The organism is Nitrospinota bacterium (assembly GCA_029881495.1).
Taxonomy (GTDB): Bacteria; Nitrospinota_A; UBA7883; order JACRGQ01; family JACRGQ01; genus JAOUMJ01.
On sequence record JAOUMJ010000018.1, the window covers coordinates 1 to 17583 of the forward strand.

Here is a 17583-nt window from a genome sequence, read left to right on the forward strand (position 1 = left end):
AATATCCGAATATTTGCCAACACCAAACCAGGAGATAGGCAACCTTAGAATTACACAAGCCAGGGAGATGATCGCAAAAGGGGCCAATCCTGAAAATCCACAGGTAAAAGAACTTCTAAGAGATGCTATCGATAATTTTCAAACCGCATTTTCCAAAGCATCGCAGCTAAAACCGCTTGACCCCTACAAAGATACCGCTCCCGACAAAGAGGCAACCGCAAAGATCGCCAGCGATATCTTCAGGCTAAATCTGAACGCCGATTTCGGGCATGGGAACGATATTGTTAAAAAACTGAGCGGACTTGCAAATGAATCCTTGAAAAACAGCACCGGCATTGATCCCGAACAGCTGCACCCGTCACAAACTATCAGCCTTGGTCTTGGCGCGCTTGACCGCGGCGATTATGAAGAGGCTGAGAAACTTCTCTTCATGGCGGCTAAAAATCGGGACTATTTTTCCGATGCCACACATGAAATAAACTACTTGGGAACCAGAGTGAGAAGAGAAAAGGGGGAGGATGAAGCCATAAAACTATACAACAGACTACTCACCTTAAATCCTCCAAACAAAGCGGCCGTTTACTTTAACCTGTCCGTAGCATGGAACAGGAAAAAACAGAACGCCAATGCCACCGGAGCGATCGTTAAAGCCATCTACATTGACCCTACCCTCCCGCTGGATAACTCCTTTTATCAAAGTCCGGAGATCTTCGAAGTTCTAAAAAACATTATTCATGCCATAAATGAAATCGAAAAGAATTCCTCAAATATCACCGTTCCGGCTGAAACAAAGATCTACTATGAAATTGTTGAGAAATTCGAGGAGCTTATTCATGTCAACAAGGGTGAAGCTTTCAAATATCTCTATCAAATTGTGAACAGCACTCCAGGATTTTTCAAGAATTCCCGAACTTATGTCAACACTCACTTAACGAACTTGATGGGGCTTGCATACAGTAAATTTTCTGCCATTCAAAGGCCCGATGCTCAAAAATTTGCCAAATTCCTTTTTGCCGCGATAAATTATGGAAAAAAATTGAGCATTCCGCAGAATTCAGTCACATGTGGGAATCTGCTCTCTCAGGTGATGGAGATACTATACACTTCCGCCGATCAGGCGGAGGCCGCATACTTCCTGTCGCAGGCAATTATCATCGACCCCGACTTTATGAAAAAACCCGATTTCTACGCAAGTTCGACTTTTGTAAATCTTGCCAAGGAGATCCATAAAAAACTTTCAAGCGTAAAAGTTGAAAAACTGGTCATATCCGGCGAAACTGCATGACTGTACAGTAACGTTTGGAAATCCGCGCAAGTTGCATCCAAGCTCCCCCCGCTAAAATCCCTATCCATTCATAAAAACCGCACTAATTGCTGTAGAATACTTCGAGTAAGCAATAACTTGGTTTTGGCGGTCATGTTGCCGCAAAAACCTGTTAAATATCGATTTAGCATGAGGGATTATGGGCGCTGGGAACGAAGCTGTGGACGCGGAAGATCCTTTATCGGATTACCTCGACAGCAAAATCAGGCTTTTTATCAACGACAAGGCCATCCTTTCCCAAACCAAGCAGTTCCTGCTCGCTTTGAAATTCACGAACATCGAGGTAACCAATGTGGATCCGTCTTACACCGGAGCGCTTAACCAACTCCTGCCGTTGATGATGAAAGATACCGACCTGATACTGGTAAACTCCCCGACCGCCGTGAGAGCCGGAAGAACCACGATAAAAAAGAACATCCTCGTTTTCTTTCACGATTTTAAACGGTTGCTGGAAGACAGGTCAAAAAGAGATTCAATGACTTTGATTTCGAAATGCGTTCCGATATTTTCCGAAGCCTCGCTCCAGCAAATAAGGGAACAGCTAGTCGTCAATCTCTCCAAGTTCGGAGTCTCCAGCGCGTTCATTTTGAAGCAGCAGGAATCGCTGGTCGGCTTGAACCCCGGTGAACAAAAGGAGAAGAAAAACCAGCAGATGGTTGAAAGGTTCAATGAGATAAAAACCTACCTCATCGAATATTTTAACAAGGATCAGGACGCAGCGATTCAGAACATCAAATCCAAACAGAACGAAGTCGAGCTTTCCAGGAAAAAACAGGAAGCCGACAATCAAATGAAGAAGGGGGCCGAACTGAAAAAGGCCGGAAGATTTGAAGAAGCTATTGACTGCTACAGAAAAGCAATCGAATTGTACCCCGATGATCCAGAGGCATATATGGAAAGCGGGAGAGCCTATACGAGGGTGCAAAAATACTCAAGCGCCATGACCCGATTCAAACAGGCTTCGGAAGTTTCAGAAGACCTGCCAACGCCCAACAAGGAGATCGGAAACCTGATAATCTCACAGGTAAAAGAAAAGATCAGAAAAGGGGCCGACCCCGAAAGCCCTGAAATAAAAAAGTATTTGAACAGCGCCGTGCAGAATTTTGAGTCCGCCATGAAAAAAGCTGAAGGGCTTAAAAAACTTTCGCCGGACGACAGCAGAGAACCGAGCATCGAAGCAGTATCGAAAATAGCGGGTGATATCTTCAAAATGAATTTGGGGACACTTCTTGGTAAAGACCATGAGATGGTTCGTAAAATCGGCTCGCTGGCCCATAAAACATTAAATAACGCCGCTGGAGGAAATCCCGAGAAACTTCATCCTGCCCAGCAGATCACTCTCGGGCTTGGAGCTTTGGAAGCCGGGAACTACCAGGAGGCCGAAAAACTCCTTTTCCTTTCCGCCAAGGATGAAGAACATCTTGCGGACGCCGCCGAGGAAATTAATTTTCTTGGAACCCGCCTGAGGAGGGAGAAAGGGGCTGGAGAGGCTATTCGTCTTTATAAAAAATTGCTGGAGTTGAGTCCTCCAAACCAGGCTCCAATTTATTTCAATCTTGCTGTTGCCCTGAAAAAGATGGAAAACACGCTTGATTGTGCCGGTTCAATAGTGAAATCAGTTGTTCTTGATCCTGACCTGCCAAATGAAAACGCATTTTACCAAAGCCCGGAAATTTTCGAGTTACTGAAAAAGATCATGAATCTGTTTTCACAGGCTGAAAAAAATTCGGCCCAGGTTGAGATATCGCCCGAAAACGCCGCCTTTTACAAATTCGTGGAAAAACTCGAAGCCCTTTCCCTGAAAAATATGGATGAGGCAATAAAATTCCTTTACCAGATAGCCATGAAGATGCCTGCCTTTTTTAAAAATCCGAAAATCTATCTAAATAAAAGGATCATGGAGCTAGCCACCACCGCGGAATCCAGATTTTCTAAAGCCGCCAACGCTGATGCAAAAAAATTCGCCGAATATTTGGGATCTTTCATGGCACAAAGGGATCAGGCCAAATTCCCGCAGAATTTCGTGAACGCAATGCATTTTCTTGCGCTCACAAGAGAAGAATATTTCAAAAACAGCAATGAAGCCAATGCCTCCTATTTTTTAATACAGGCTTACATGAGCGCTGAAGAGCTTTTGGGAAAGCCGGACTTTTACGCAAGCCCGGTTATCGTCGGGATCATGAAGACCACCAGAACCAAACTGGTAAACGTTAAAATAGACCAGCTCGGATAATTCCTTCTAAAAGGTATAGAATTTAGACATGGGTGTAAATATTGGGATCACTTCCGATACCGGTACGTCGCCAAAACCGGTTCACAGGAAACATGAATACTTCTGGATCAAAAAGGACCTCGCCGAATCCGTTTTCAAGGCGGGCGGCATACCTTTCATAATTCCAGCATGTGGAACAAAGATTGAAGCTGAACAGATAATGAATTCTCTTGATGGCCTCGTCATATCGGGCGGCAATTTTGACATTGACCCCGCGCTTTACGGCGCAAAAAGGAAAAAAGTTTCCAACATCAGAAAAAAGGAACGTACCATTTCGGAGATACTCCTCCTTTCGGAAGCAATAAGGCAGAACAAACCTGTCCTCGGAATCTGCGGAGGTGAACAGCTAATCAACGTCCATTTCGGCGGAACGCTTTACCAGGATATTCCAAGCGAAATTCCGGGAGCGCTTGATCATGTTCAAAAAACACATTTCAGCAAAACATGTCACGCCGTCAGTATCGAGAGAGGAACACTCCTCGCCGAAATAATGGGAGTTACATCGGCAAAGGTGAACTCTACCCATCACCAATCGATAAAGGACGTTGCCGCAGGTTTGACAGTATCCGCAATGTCTCCCGATGGGGTGATAGAAGCGATAGAAAAGCCGGGCGACCTGTTCCTGCTCGGTGTTCAATGGCACCCGGAATTCCTGTCGGGCGACGACCGGCAGATCGCCCTGTTTAAAACGCTAGTCGGAGAGGCAAAGAAAAAATGATCATCGGAGTTCCAAAAGAGATAAAACCGGATGAATACCGCGTGGGAATAATCCCCGCAGGTGTAAGACAACTGGTTCTTGCGGGGCATACCGTACTTATAGAAGAGTCTGCCGGCGTAGGGAGCGGATTCCCCGATTCCGCCTATATCTCCGAAGGGGCAGAAATTGCAGAAAGCCCAAAGGATATCTGGTCGCGCTCGGACATGGTCATCAAAGTGAAGGAACCTGTCGAACCTGAATTTGAATACCTTCGAGAAGGATTGATCCTGTACACCTACCTGCATCTGGCGGCTGACAAAGAGCTTACCGAAGTTTTAGTAAAATCTGGAATTTCCGGCATAGCCTATGAAACGGTTCAGGAGAGAGACGGAAGTCTGCCGTTGCTGAATCCGATGTCGGAGATCGCGGGTAGGATGTCAATTCATGAAGGGGCGAAATTTCTCGAGAAGGAAAAAGGGGGGCGCGGGATTCTTCTTGGTGGGGTGCCGGGCGTCCCCTCCGGCCAGGTTGTTATTTTGGGGGGAGGCCTTGTAGGCCTTAACGCCGCAAAAATGGCGGTCGGTCTTGGGGCAAGGGTTACTGTGATTGATATTTCGCTACCCAGGCTCCGCTATCTGGACGATATCTTTGCCAACAAGATCGAAACACTTCACTCAAACCCCCATACGATAAGAGAAAGCGTATCAACCGCAGACCTGCTGGTTGGAGCAGTCCTTATTCCTGGCGCAAAGGCGCCGATGCTGGTAACCCGCTCGATGGTCTCCCGGATGCAGCCAGGTTCGGTGATAGTTGATGTTTCCGTTGACCAGGGGGGGTGTATAGAGACATCCCGCCCGACAACCCACCATGATCCGACATACACCGTAGACGGCGTTACTCATTACTGCGTATCGAACATGCCTGGGGCCGTTCCCAGAACATCAACCATCGCGCTGACCAACGCCACATTCCGATATGCCTATGATATCGCTCAAAAAGGTTTTGAAAACGCCATGCGGAATAGCGAAACTCTCAGGAAAGGGGTGAACACTCATAAGGGAAAACTGACATATGAACAGGTTGCTGTCTCGCACGGTTTAAAATACACCCCATTCGAGATATAGGCTCACCCCTCATTACCGCTTGGCTACCCGCTGTTTCTTGCGTTACAATCACATAAGATATTTTGCATACGTTTTCAAAAGGTTTTCATATGGAGCAATTTGATTTATCATTTCCGACAGATACTCTGCTTGCGTATAAGATCGTCGGGATAGAGGTGAAACTGCTCGCATTGAGCTTTATCATCCTCTTTATTACCTTTATCGCAAGGCGTTTCATTGTCAATAAAACAATGTCGGTCTTGACAAAAATCGCCGAAAAAACCCCCACCAAGTGGGATGATGATCTCGTTGTAATTTCGAAAGGGCCTTTGTCCGCATCTATCATGGTGGTCGGCGTATGGATCGCGCTTTCAATACTTCCTCTGCCAACAGCGCCGATCAATATCGAAATATTCGTTCAGCGAACAGCCAATCTCGCTCTGATACTTATTTTCACGCTGTTCTTTTTCAAGGCGACCGATATCATTTCCCAACTCCTAAAGGAGAAAGCCTCCGATCCCAAACACTGGATGGATACGAGTCTCGTGCCTCTGATAATTCTCACTATCAAGGTATTTGTCGGCGTGGTCATCGTTGTATTCATTTTTCAAAACCTCGGCTACTCCGTCAGCGCCCTTGTCGCCTCGCTCGGTATCGGCGGTATCGCGGTAGCGCTCGCCGCGCAGGGAACGCTTGCGAATTTTTTTGGCAGTCTCATGATCATGATAGACAGGCCGTTCCGTATCGGGGACTGGATACAGGCGGAAGGAGGAACCTATGAAGGAATAGTGGAAGAGATAGGCTTTCGCTCCACTAAACTGAGGACATTCGAAAAAACCGTCCAGGTGATACCAAACGACAAACTTGCGGCAATGGTTCTTGAAAACATGGATCGGAGGAAGGATCGGAGCCTAAACATAAGGCGTATCAAAATGACTATCGGCGTAGAGTACAAGACTGCGCCCGAACAGATAGAGAAAGCGGTCCTGGCTATCCGAAATATCCTGAAGGAGAGCCCAAGGGTTGATGACAGGCAAATCTATGTATATTTCTCCGGGTTTGGTGACTCCTCGCTCAACATATTCATCTATTTTTTCGCCAACTCCACGATCTGGCGGCAATGGCTGGAAACACGACAGACGATATGCTTTGATATCATGAAAGTATTTAAGGAACTCGGAATTGTAATGGCGTTCCCGACACGTACCATCTACCTGGAAAAATCCGACGATTTTCCGGACATTATCAATGAATGACCATCTCTCGGCAAGCTCCGGCTCCGTTCTCAATTCCACCGCATCATGCAGTGGCCATGGTACCTTATCAAAACCCAAACGGTATGATAGATTTATGGAAGTATGAAAACCAAACTTGCGAACTGGCGTAAAACACAGGGATATCTCGACCAGCTTATAAGCCTTTACGGAAAGATGATGGTGGGCAAACCACGTTCATTCATCTTCCTTCCTTTGGCGGACAGCTGTATAAAAGCCGGACGATTAAGGCTCGCCAACGAAGTTATAAACAGGGGGCTTTCGCATCATGCCGGCCTCACTTCAGGACTGCTCATGAAGGCCCGTATAATGATGGCTCAGGGGAAGCACGAAGCGGCAGAAAAAATGATATCCCCGATAATCGAAAAATCTCCCGACAACTTTCTCGCTCGAAAACTTATGGCGGAAACTTGCCTGAAGCTGAATAAACCAGGAATCGGCATCCAGCACCTTGAGCATGTGCGTAAAGCCGCCTGCGGAACCGGCATACGCGAGGATCTTTTTCGCATGCTTGAGGATGCCAGCCGGAAGAGGAACACTCCTGCGGAGGAGACAGGAGGGAACAGCAAGCAAAATATTGTAAATACTCTGGAACGGTGGCTCACCAATGCCGGAAAAATGATGATAAGGGAGTAAAGATATGAAAAATGTCCTGGTAATCAATGGACCTAATATAAATCTTCTTGGAAAACGTGAGCCGTCGATATATGGAAGCGCCACATATGAAGATCTTTGCAAAGACCTCCTGCGCGACGCCAAAGAAAAAAACCTCGGCCTTGAAATATACCAGTCGAACCATGAAGGGGAGATAGTCGACAAGATACAGGAAGCCTCGGAGAAAACCGACCTCATAATAATCAATGCCGGAGCCTATACCCATACAAGCGTGGCGATAAGGGACGCGCTGGCAGCGGTTTCAATACCGATAATCGAGGTGCATATTTCAAACATTTATAAAAGGGAAAACTTCAGGCATCATTCGTACCTCTCTGAAATAGTCTCCGGTATAATTGCCGGGTTCGGAACGAATTCCTACTTTCTTGCATTAAATGCCGCCTCAAGGATGCTCTCTAAATCAGAAAGCTGAAATTATGAAAACCGCCTCAATTCATCGTAAGAGGACGGCAAAACTCGTTAAAGAACTTTCGCTTCTCGGCCTTGACGCCTTTGTTACATTCAATATGAAAAACATAAGATATCTCACCGGTTTCACCGGCACTTCAGCGGCAGTAGCAATCGCCGACGGCAAACCGCTGTTCTTCACGGATTTCCGCTATGCCACTCAGGTAAAAAAAGAGGTGACATCAATGAAAACGGTGATCGTGAAATCCACATGGCACGATGTAGCGAGCTACCTAACTTCCAAAAAAGCGAAAACGATCGGCTATGAGGGGAACTCTCTTACAGTCGATGTGCTCACTTCCCTGAAAAAACTTCATAAGGGGCATTGGAGAGGGGTTCAGCCGGTAGAAAAGCTTCGCACTATAAAGGATGACCTTGAAATTAAGCTGATAGAAAAGAATTTCAGAATACTGGCAAAGGTCTTCAAAATGATCCCTGAAATGATACAGCAGGGCCGTATGGAGCGGGATATCGCATCCGAGATGGAATTCCGGCTCCGCCAGGCCGGAGGCGATGGAAAAGCCTTCGAATTCATCATCGCTTCCGGGAAACGCTCCGCGCTTCCACATGGCGTGGCTGGAATAAAAAAGATATCCAAAGGGGACAACATAACCGTCGATTGGGGTTGCGTGCTGGGAGGGTACCATACCGACAATACCCGTAATTTCTCCCTAGGCAAACCAAAAGCGGAGTTTTTGAAAATTCATGAGATCGTCCTGGAGGCCAACCGGCGGGCCACTGAAAAGGTGGCGCATGGTGTACCGCTAATGGAGATCGATGCGGCCGCCAGAAACTTTATTGCCGGAGCAGGATTTGCCCATCGCTTTGGACATGGTACCGGACATGGTGTCGGCCTCGATATTCATGAAACTCCGACAGTCGGTCCCCGTGCCGAAAATGTCATTGCTGAAGCGGGCATGGTATTTACGATAGAACCCGGCATATATCTCCCCGGCGTCGGGGGGGTAAGGATCGAAGATATGGTATTGGTTACAAAAACCGGTTGTCGCGTCCTTTCTCGCTCCATTCCTCAAGAGATCACATACATCTAAATCGATCTCTTACCGCCTCGCTTTTCGCTGTTTAAAAGAAGGTGTAGAAGTGTTTTTAAATTATCTTGACCTTGTGGCTTCGAAGGCATAATATTTAACCATCTGGTTATACTAACTGGTTAGTTAAGAATTTACCTTTTCGGAGCCGCAACTGAAGATTATGAAAAAAGAAGAAAAAAACGACAGCGTGACAGAGAAGATCCTTGAAACGGCGCGAGCAGTTTTCGCTGAGAAAGGATTTGACGGCGCACGCGTGGATGAAATTGCCCAAAAAGCAGGGGTAAACAAGGCTACGATCTATTATCACATTGGCGACAAGGAAAAGCTCTATAACAGTGTCATTAAAAATTCCATTACTGCGATGGCCGAATCCATGGAAGAAAACGCCAAAGGAAACGAAGAGATAACTAAAAAGCTCCGCGCCCATATCCTCTCTCTTTTAAAAACCACGGGCAGCGCCAAGGGCTTTTCCCAACTCATGCTAAGAGAGGTAGCTTCCGGCGCAAACCGTATTTCGGATGATCTTATCGACCAGATGTTCAGAACATTCTTGGCGACATCGGGGATACTCGGTGAAGGCGCAAGGAAAGGAGAATTGATAAAAGTAGAGCCAATGGTTCTTCACATGATAATAATGGGGAGCACGCTATTCCTTCATGCAAGCGCCGGGTTAAGACAAAAAGTGGCGAAAAGAAAAAATCTGGAGCAGGCTACTCTACCCATTGAAAAACTTGCAGAACAGCTAGCTGATTTTTTTGTAGACGCGCTTAAAAAATAAATTTTGCCAAAACAGGAGAAATAAATGCATTTGTATCGAAAAGCTATTGAGAACTGGTTCGAACAGCTCACAAAACTTGTTTACAAAAAGAGGTTAACCACTATCTTCCTTATTCTGGCACTCGTAGGGGCAATCGCCTCCAATCTCCCAAACCTGAAAATTGATACCGAAACTGAAGGGTTCCTCCATGAAAACGACCCGACGCGAAAAGTCTACAACGAATTCCGCGACCAATTCGGCAGAGATGAACTGATAGTACTGGCACTCCACCCAAAAGATGTTTTCGACATTACGTTCCTTTCCAAACTGCAAACCCTGCACAAGGAGTTGGAAGACAGCGTCCCGCACCTTGATGACGTAACCAGCCTCATCAACGCACGAAACACGCGAGGAGAAGGAGATCAGCTCATCGTGGAGGATCTCCTTGAGAACTTCCCGCAATCGCAAAATGATATAACTGAATTAAGGGAGCGTGTGCTGTCCAACCCACTCTACAGGAACACCATGATTTCCGAAGATGGAAAATTCACCACTTTGATCATCAAGACAAGCGCTTTTGCCCCCTCAGACAATACTGGGGACATGCTTGGAGGCTTTGAAGATACCAAGACGCCCGAAATCGGAACAGCGCCTAAAAGAAAATTCCTCTCGGCGGAAGACAACAGGGAAACCGTAAACAAGGTGAAGGAAATTATCGCAAAATACAAAAGTCCTGACTTCCCGATACTGATTGCCGGGTCACCCGTCATGACGAATGACCTGAAGGCCGCAATGATGAAGGATATGCAGAAATTCATGAAACTGCTTGTCGTTATCATCGCTATTTCTCTTTACGCTCTTTTCCGCCGGAAAACCGGCGTTCTAATACCTCTTATCATCGTGATCCTTTCGCTCCTTTCAACACTTGGCTTGATGGCACTCTTTGGAGCCGCTATCAAACTGCCTACCCAGATACTTCCATCTTTCCTCCTCGCGGTCGGCGTGGGCGCGTCTGTCCATGTGCTCGCCCTCTTTTTCAAGGAATTCGATCACGGAAAAAGCGAAGAAGAGGCCGTTGTATTCGCAATGGGGCACTCCGGTATTCCAATTTTTATGACATCGCTTACTACTGCCGTTGGCCTTGCCTCGTTCGCCACAGCGGAGGTCGCGCCGATAGCTGATCTCGGTCTGTTTGCCGGTATCGGCGTTATGTTTTCTCTTCTATACACAATAGTCCTTATCCCGGCCTTGATATCCATTCTTCCCGTAAGCAGAAAGAGCACTGAAAATGAAATAGAGCGGCACGCGTTTATGGACGGCATTCTCAGAAAAACCGCCGACTTTGCCACCGGAAATGCAAAGGCGATACTTTCTGTCAGCGGAGTGATCATAGTCCTGTCGTTAATATCCGCATCCGGAATCAGGTTCTCGCATAATCCGATGGCGTGGTTCCCGAAAACATGGGAAATAAGGAAAGCTACTACCGAAATAGATACCAATATGAGAGGCACCACATCGCTTGAGGTGATCCTTGATACCGGAAAGGAGAACGGGCTCCATGATGTCGAATTCCTGAACAAACTGCAGAATATGGAAGACAGATTCTCAAAACTGGACAGAGGGGAGCTGTTTGTCGGCAAGGTGATCACTCTTGTCGACATGCTTAAGGAGATAAACAAGGCTTTGAACGAAAACAGGAGTGATTTCTACAAGGTCCCGCAGGATAGGCAGTTAATAGCCCAAGAACTCCTGCTGTTTGAAAACTCCGGCTCGGATGACCTGGAAGATATCGTCGACTCCCAATTCAGCAAGGTACGTTTTACGATGAAACTTCCCTGGATAGATTCCGTAGCGTATTCCAGGTTCATCAAGGAAGTTGAGGCTGAATTTGAAAATGAATTCAAAGGACTCGCGACTGTCGAGGTTACAGGTCTCGCCACTCTGCTGGGGAGAACTCTCGGAGCAGCGGTTACAAGCGCCGGAAAAAGCTACCTGATCGCTTTCGCGATGATAACCATAATGATGATACTTTTGGTTGGCGATATCCGTATCGGTTTGTACAGCATGATCCCGAATCTCTTTCCAATAGTGGTGGCCCTTGGGATAATGATCCCGTTTGGCATGCCGCTCGATCTTTTCACAATGCTTATTGGAAGTATCGCCCTAGGACTTGCGGTAGACGACACCGTCCACTTCATGCACAATTTCCGCAAATACTATCACGAGAAGGAAGATGTATCAGACGCCGTAAGGCGGTCGCTGCACACAGCCGGAAGGGCAATGCTTGTTACCACAATAGTGCTTTCAACAGGATTTTTCATTTTCATGTTCGCGTCGATGAACAACCTGTTCAACTTCGGCTTTCTAACCGGCCTGACAATTATAATGGCGCTTGTCGCGGATTTCCTCATCGCGCCGGCATTAATGAAGGTGATAGACAAACCGGGAGCAGGTTATGACAACTAAACCATACGAATATTCAAAAGGAGAATCCGTAATGAAAAAAGCAATCTCTTTACAAAGGTTCCAAACACCTCTTTATTTAGCGGCGTTTTTTGCTCTACCCATGTTGCTAGGATATCCTGCCGCTTCCCACGCGGAGACCGCCGCGGAGATCATGCAGAAGGTGGAGGATCGCGACGAAGGGGACAACAGCATCGCCGAAATGGAGATGGTACTTATAGACAAAAGGGGGAATGAGAGGATTCGCAAAATCAAGAGCTTTACCAAGTTTAAGGGGAAAGACAGACAGCGGATCATGTTTTTTCTGCATCCTGCCGATGTCAAGGGAACAGGCTTCCTTACCTACGACTATGACGACCAAAAAGTCGATGACGACCAGTGGCTCTACCTTCCCGCGCTTCGCAAATCGAAACGTATCGCATCCAGCGACAAAGATGGTTCCTTCATGGGCTCCGACCTCACATACGCAGATATGACTTCGCGAAACCTCGGTGATTACGAATTCAAACTCATCAAGGAAGATGCCGTGGAGGGGAAACCGGTATGGATAATCGAATCCAATCCGAATGAAAGAGCAATCGAAGAAACCGGGTATACGAAGTCGATACTTTTCGTAAGGAAAGACAACTATGTCGTTATCCGGGGCAAACATTGGGTCAAAGACGGCAACAAGGAAAAATACCTGGATGTTAAAAAACTTGAGCAGATAGATGGGATCTGGGTGACAACGGAAATTCACGTTACGACAAAAAAAGGAAAAAATACGCTTCACAAAACCGTACTCAATTTCAGCAACGTGAAATATAACCAGAATTTCCCCGAAGACATCTTCACTATTAGAAATCTTGAAAAGGGACTTTGATAATATGACATTCAGCAAAATTTTTGCATTTGCATTAACAGCGGCAATCTTCAGCACGACATTCTTTATCAACACCGCGTTTGCGGAAGAAACGGAAACCGCTGGTAATGAAGACCTTCTTGGAGGTTTTGATGACGACACTTTTGACGGCACCGAAAATGTTTCCGGCGATTCAAAACCGAAAAAAAAGCTGGAGTGGCTCGATATCACCGGTCAACTGCTTCTCAGCTCTTCCTATAACTATTCCCACAAGGAACCTTCGACAGGGAAGACCGATTTTCGAGGTCTCAGCAGAATGCGTGCGGCGCTATTATTGGAATTTACTACCATCCTCCCGAACGAATGGAAGGGATTCGTGAGCGGAAGCGGTTTTTACGACTACGCATACCAGATCAATGGCCGAGATGAATATACACAGGATGTTCTTGACCTTCACGAAAGGGAGAGCGAACTGCGGGAGGCGTTCATCGAAGGTTCGATCTTGAAGAGCGTCGATCTCAAACTCGGCAGACAGATCGTCGTGTGGGGGAAATCCGACAATATCAGGATTACCGATATACTCAACCCTCTCGACAACCGTGAACCCGGTATGATAGATATCGAAGACTTGAGGCTTCCAGTGAACATGGCCCGCGCCAACATATATTTCGGGAGTTGGAACCTGGAGGCAATTTCAATACTTGAAAAAAGGTTTAACAAGAACCCCGCGTACGGAAGCGATTTTTACTACGCTCCTCAGAAGATGCCGGATGATGTCATCCCGTCCGAACCGGAATACGCACTCGCCCTGAAAGGAGTTTTCTCCGGCTATGATGTCTCGTTTTTCGCGGCAAAGATCTATGACGATATGCCGCACGCGGAAGGGAGTTTCCCAAAAATAACCATTGAACACAGCTACCTCACAATGTTCGGGTTCGGTTTCAACCTGGCATCGGGAAACTTCCTGTACAAATCGGAAGCTGCATATTTCGACGGACTGGAATATCTCAATGCAAAGGGTGAGACAAAATCCCGCGCGGACATACTCCTGGGCGTAGAGTATCAGGGTTTCACCGACCAGGTTCTCTCATTCGAAATAGTAAACAAACATATTTTCGATTTCGTTGACAGCATGAAGAACATGCCAGACTACGCGCAGGAAGATAGCGCGCAAACCGCATTCAGGTATTCCGGAAACTTCCTGCATCAGCGGCTTCACATCCTTCTGCTTGTTGCCGGATTCGGCTCGCAAAGCGACGAGGGGGGATTCCAGCGATTCTCTGCCGGATACGACATCGCGGACGCACTGCTGATAACCGCCGGGGTCATCAATTACGATTCAGGCAAACAGGGATTTCTGCAGAATATCGGAAATAACGACAGGTCATTCCTTGAATTGAAGTGGAGTTTTTAAAACATACCTGCGCCAGGCCGTTTTCCTGAAACGGCCAAAACAGTTTTTCAGTTGCTGAATATTTTCAGCTCCTTTACCAATTGCGAAAGGAACAGACCGACATCGGTGACAATGCCGACAGACTCAAGGCTCCCCCTGTCGGTCAACTTGGTAACGACGGCAGGATTGATGTCGACGCAAACCAGTCTTACGTTGGCAGGTGTCATATTCCCGGTCCCTATCGCGTGAAGCATGCTTGAGAGCATCAGGATCATATCGGCCCCCTTGATGAGCCTTGAATATTCAGCCTGCGCCTTTGTCAGATCCATTTCTGTATCAGGTAGCGGACCGTCATCGCGAATGCTTCCGGCGAGACAGAATGGGATATTGTTCTTCACAAGTTCATAGAACAGGCCGGACTTCAGCTCTCCGTTTTCCACAGCCTTGGCGATAGAACCGGCCCTCCTTATCCTGTTTATCGCGACGAGGTGGTTTCTGTGCCCCCCCTCAACGGAGCGCCCGGTTCTCAGGTCTATCCCAAGGCTGGTGCCGAGCATCGCCAACTCAATATCGTGCGCCGCCGTGCCGTTCCCCCCGAGCAAGGCGCTTATATAGCCGTCGCGAACCATCTGTGCCAAGTGTGCCGAACCGCCTGTATGCACAACCACCGGGCCAGCTACGACGACAAGGCGTCCATTAAGGTTCTTTATACGGTTCACCTCCCACGCAATCCTTTCAATCGTAAGTTCAGCCCGCCTTTCGCTTGAAATGTTCGCCCCCATGAAACTGAAAGTCTCCTGCCTGCTGTATTCACTCACAGGGCGCACTATCCTTATCCCTTCGCCGCCGGTAACCACCTTGTCCCCTTTTTCAAGCTCCCGAAACAGTTTGCATCTCGCCGTTTTCCCGGAAACGGCCACAACCCCGTCCATCCTGAGGTTTTCAACAGACACCCATTCTCCGTCCACTCGAATTTCCGTATGATAGATAGTCGTGCTGTAAAAATTTTCTGGCGCGACGCCATTTTTTCCCACTGCCGCCAGCAAGGCATCAGCTGATTCACCCTGCGGGGGAGTGGCCCCAAGCGGTATGATCTTGCGAATGATCTTATCGAGCGCCTGTTCGCTAGGCGCGCTTACCTCTATCTCCGCCGTGGAGAGCTCGTTCCTTTTTCGGCCAAGACGCATCTCGTGCAGTTGGAATGCGCCGCCGCCATAGATGATAGAATCGCAGACCCTGCTCATGAGGTGTGAATCTATCAACTGTCCTTCCATTTTTACTTTGCGGGTTGCAACAGTCGAATGCGCGGTTCTTTTTACTGATGTTTTTTCGTTAAGCCTGAGAGTAAGGCATTTGGCACTCCCCCCCGCTTTCATGAATTCCGTCAGCGGTGTTTCGATAGGCTCAAAACCGCACTCGCTCAATCTCTTCCTTAATCCGCTGGAACATCGGTTCATGATCACTTTTTTACCTATGTTTACGGAGTTGGCTGAAAAATCAACCGCTTCATCCATTCCCAACTCAATTCTTTTATCCGGCGGAACCCTCTCTTCCACTATCCTGTTTGAATTGGCGTCCAATGCGCCGGGATAGTACATCAAGTACCCATCTTCCATCGGCATGAAACAGGTATCAAGGTGATAAAATCTCGGGTCTGTCAATCTAAGGCTCAACACCTCTATGTTGAAGATCTTCGCCAGATACGGATGCGTTTCCAAAGATGTCCTATCGCCGTATGCTACCCATAGCCATCTGCCGCTCCCGTCCAGTAGCGCGTCACCGGCCCCTTCAAAAAGGAGGTTCGGCGGTATGAGATGAACACTTACCCCTCTCTCCTTAAACCATTTTTTAAACTGCGGTTCCTCCGGCTCTCTCTCCCTCTTGGCAAAGTGTGTCAGCACAAACTCATTTTCAATCAGAATTCCCGCGTTCGCAGTGAAAACCATATCAGGCAGTCCCGGCTGAGGCTCTATCAACTCCACCTCCGCAACGGATTTTAAAGCCTCGTACAATCTCTCCCACTGCATGGCCGCAACTTCCCTATCCGTGCGACCCACGTTCCCCTTCATCCACGGATTTATGACGTAATCGACTCCGAAATACTCCGGCCTGCACATCAGGAATCTCACGCTTTGCGTTTCTGCTCCAGGATTTTTCAACAAAACCTCCAAAAAAAGAGTTTTCGACTTGCGATGAATTAGATGACTGACTTCACACAAATATTATACGACATACCTGAAAAAGCGAAGGAAATGAATGTACCGCGGTACAAATCGAGGATAACACTTCTCAACAAAATATCGCCGATTGGTGTTAAACTTCTATTTAGGGAAACCGTCGAACAATGTGGGCTTGATTATTTCAAATCGGCGGACAGTCCAGACAAACTCTTTACTGGGACAGTTGAAATTATGAAAGCAAATACTTTTATTATGGCCCTGCTTCTATTGTTGCCAATATACGCCTTCGCGAAGGACTCCGGTTCTCCATCGGTTTTCAGGCATTACATGGTTGAAATATTTCAAAATTATCGAAACGTTTATCTTAGCGTACAGGAAAAAAAGTACGATGTTACCGACATTCATTTAAAACAGATGCAGGAGTATATCGCAAGAGCGCCGGGCATGACTCCCGATCTTCGAAAGGACGGGAAAAAGCTGGATAAAAAACTGTTTATGCAGCGGCTGAGCAGGCTTGAAAAAACCGTCGCGGATATGAGGACCGCGCTGGCAAGCTATGATTTCAAGGCTGTTGACAGAATGCCGATGGAGATTTTCAATATCTGCGTTTTATGCCACGCAGACATGAAAATGGAACAGCTTTTCCGAATACCGAAACATGCCACCCTTTTCGGAGAGTACATGCATGAGATATCAAAAATAATCGATACCGCCGAACTGTTTGTTGAAAATGGCGAACATAGCGAAGCGTATGATTACCTCTTGATCTCCAATTTTTACCTCGAGCTTCTTGAAAAAGTATTTCCGGCTGAGGGGAAATCAGGAATAATCATGGATAAAACCTCCTTTAATTCCCGCATCATGGAGGTCAAGAATTTCAATACCTCGCTTCAAGTAGACATAAAGGCAAACAAGCCTGTTGATATCTCCAAGCTTAAAGATAAATTCAACAATTTATGCGTAGCCTGCCATGAACCTGATCGAATATTGTAGCTAGAATTCCGCATTTTCAGGTCTATTTGTACTATTAGATAATGGTCTGCATCATGGAGGCTTTATCCCAAGCAGTCTACTTTAAAAGTGCCCACCTCTGCCGCATTGGCAC

General features: G+C 47.0%; 14 protein-coding genes. 13 read left to right on the forward strand and 1 reads right to left on the reverse strand.

The features are described from left to right. From OEY64_08820 to OEY64_08875, 12 genes are all read left to right on the forward strand, one after another. On the forward strand, positions 1–1285 hold a 1285-nt coding region (locus OEY64_08820), incomplete at its 5' end, for a tetratricopeptide repeat protein (protein MDH5543049.1). Positions 1286–1463: 178 nt separating this feature from the next. After that, positions 1464–3557, forward strand: a complete 2094-nt coding sequence (locus OEY64_08825; protein ID MDH5543050.1) for a tetratricopeptide repeat protein — start codon at positions 1464–1466, stop codon at positions 3555–3557. 28 nt (positions 3558–3585) lie between these two features. Continuing rightward, on the forward strand, positions 3586–4314 hold the full coding sequence (locus OEY64_08830) for a gamma-glutamyl-gamma-aminobutyrate hydrolase family protein (GenBank protein MDH5543051.1): 729 nt from the start codon (positions 3586–3588) through the stop codon (positions 4312–4314). Further along, positions 4311–5417, forward strand: a complete 1107-nt coding sequence (gene ald, locus OEY64_08835; GenBank protein ID MDH5543052.1) for an alanine dehydrogenase — start codon at positions 4311–4313, stop codon at positions 5415–5417. The genes OEY64_08830 and ald overlap by 4 nt, the downstream gene beginning before the upstream one ends. An 89-nt stretch (positions 5418–5506) precedes the next feature. Next, positions 5507–6652: a mechanosensitive ion channel family protein gene (locus OEY64_08840; protein MDH5543053.1), complete on the forward strand. Its 1146-nt coding sequence runs from the start codon at positions 5507–5509 to the stop codon at positions 6650–6652. 102 nt (positions 6653–6754) lie between these two features. Next, positions 6755–7306, forward strand: a complete 552-nt coding sequence (locus OEY64_08845) for a tetratricopeptide repeat protein (GenBank protein MDH5543054.1) — start codon at positions 6755–6757, stop codon at positions 7304–7306. Positions 7307–7310: 4 nt separating this feature from the next. After that, the gene (gene aroQ / locus OEY64_08850) at positions 7311–7757 is read left to right on the forward strand and encodes a type II 3-dehydroquinate dehydratase (protein MDH5543055.1); all 447 of its coding nucleotides are present in this window, start codon (positions 7311–7313) and stop codon (positions 7755–7757) included. A gap of 4 nt (positions 7758–7761) precedes the next feature. Beyond that, the gene (locus tag OEY64_08855) at positions 7762–8844 is read left to right on the forward strand and encodes an aminopeptidase P family protein (protein ID MDH5543056.1); all 1083 of its coding nucleotides are present in this window, start codon (positions 7762–7764) and stop codon (positions 8842–8844) included. A gap of 160 nt (positions 8845–9004) precedes the next feature. Then, entirely contained in the window at positions 9005–9622 is a 618-nt protein-coding gene (locus tag OEY64_08860) for a TetR/AcrR family transcriptional regulator (protein MDH5543057.1), read from the forward strand. Between the two features lie 24 nt (positions 9623–9646). Continuing rightward, positions 9647–12067 (forward strand): MMPL family transporter, encoded by a 2421-nt coding sequence (locus OEY64_08865; GenBank protein MDH5543058.1) that lies wholly within the window; start codon positions 9647–9649, stop codon positions 12065–12067. 31 nt (positions 12068–12098) lie between these two features. After that, entirely contained in the window at positions 12099–12926 is an 828-nt protein-coding gene (locus OEY64_08870) for an outer membrane lipoprotein-sorting protein (protein MDH5543059.1), read from the forward strand. A 4-nt stretch (positions 12927–12930) separates the two neighbouring features. Continuing rightward, positions 12931–14319, forward strand: coding sequence for a DUF1302 family protein (locus tag OEY64_08875; GenBank protein MDH5543060.1), 1389 nt, complete (start codon positions 12931–12933; stop codon positions 14317–14319). A 47-nt stretch (positions 14320–14366) separates the two neighbouring features. On the opposite strand, the gene OEY64_08880 is transcribed toward OEY64_08875, so the two are convergent. Further along, positions 14367–16415, reverse strand: coding sequence for a TIGR00300 family protein (locus OEY64_08880; GenBank protein ID MDH5543061.1), 2049 nt, complete (start codon positions 16413–16415; stop codon positions 14367–14369). 294 nt (positions 16416–16709) lie between these two features. On the opposite strand from OEY64_08880, the gene OEY64_08885 reads away from it, so the two are divergent. Continuing rightward, positions 16710–17471 (forward strand): hypothetical protein, encoded by a 762-nt coding sequence (locus tag OEY64_08885; GenBank protein MDH5543062.1) that lies wholly within the window; start codon positions 16710–16712, stop codon positions 17469–17471. Positions 17472–17583 lie beyond the last annotated feature (112 nt).

Coding starts and splice junctions, on each gene's coding strand:
- aroQ (MDH5543055.1), top strand. CDS start 7,311: ATGAAAAATGTCCTGGTAATCAATGGACCTAATATAAATCTTCTTGGA.
- OEY64_08865 (MDH5543058.1), top strand. CDS start 9,647: ATGCATTTGTATCGAAAAGCTATTGAGAACTGGTTCGAACAGCTCACA.
- ald (MDH5543052.1), top strand. CDS start 4,311: ATGATCATCGGAGTTCCAAAAGAGATAAAACCGGATGAATACCGCGTG.
- OEY64_08880 (MDH5543061.1), bottom strand. CDS start 16,415: ATGTGCAGGCCGGAGTATTTCGGAGTCGATTACGTCATAAATCCGTGG.
- OEY64_08860 (MDH5543057.1), top strand. CDS start 9,005: ATGAAAAAAGAAGAAAAAAACGACAGCGTGACAGAGAAGATCCTTGAA.
- OEY64_08870 (MDH5543059.1), top strand. CDS start 12,099: ATGAAAAAAGCAATCTCTTTACAAAGGTTCCAAACACCTCTTTATTTA.
- OEY64_08830 (MDH5543051.1), top strand. CDS start 3,586: ATGGGTGTAAATATTGGGATCACTTCCGATACCGGTACGTCGCCAAAA.
- OEY64_08825 (MDH5543050.1), top strand. CDS start 1,464: ATGGGCGCTGGGAACGAAGCTGTGGACGCGGAAGATCCTTTATCGGAT.
- OEY64_08845 (MDH5543054.1), top strand. CDS start 6,755: ATGAAAACCAAACTTGCGAACTGGCGTAAAACACAGGGATATCTCGAC.
- OEY64_08875 (MDH5543060.1), top strand. CDS start 12,931: ATGACATTCAGCAAAATTTTTGCATTTGCATTAACAGCGGCAATCTTC.
- OEY64_08840 (MDH5543053.1), top strand. CDS start 5,507: ATGGAGCAATTTGATTTATCATTTCCGACAGATACTCTGCTTGCGTAT.
- OEY64_08885 (MDH5543062.1), top strand. CDS start 16,710: ATGAAAGCAAATACTTTTATTATGGCCCTGCTTCTATTGTTGCCAATA.
- OEY64_08855 (MDH5543056.1), top strand. CDS start 7,762: ATGAAAACCGCCTCAATTCATCGTAAGAGGACGGCAAAACTCGTTAAA.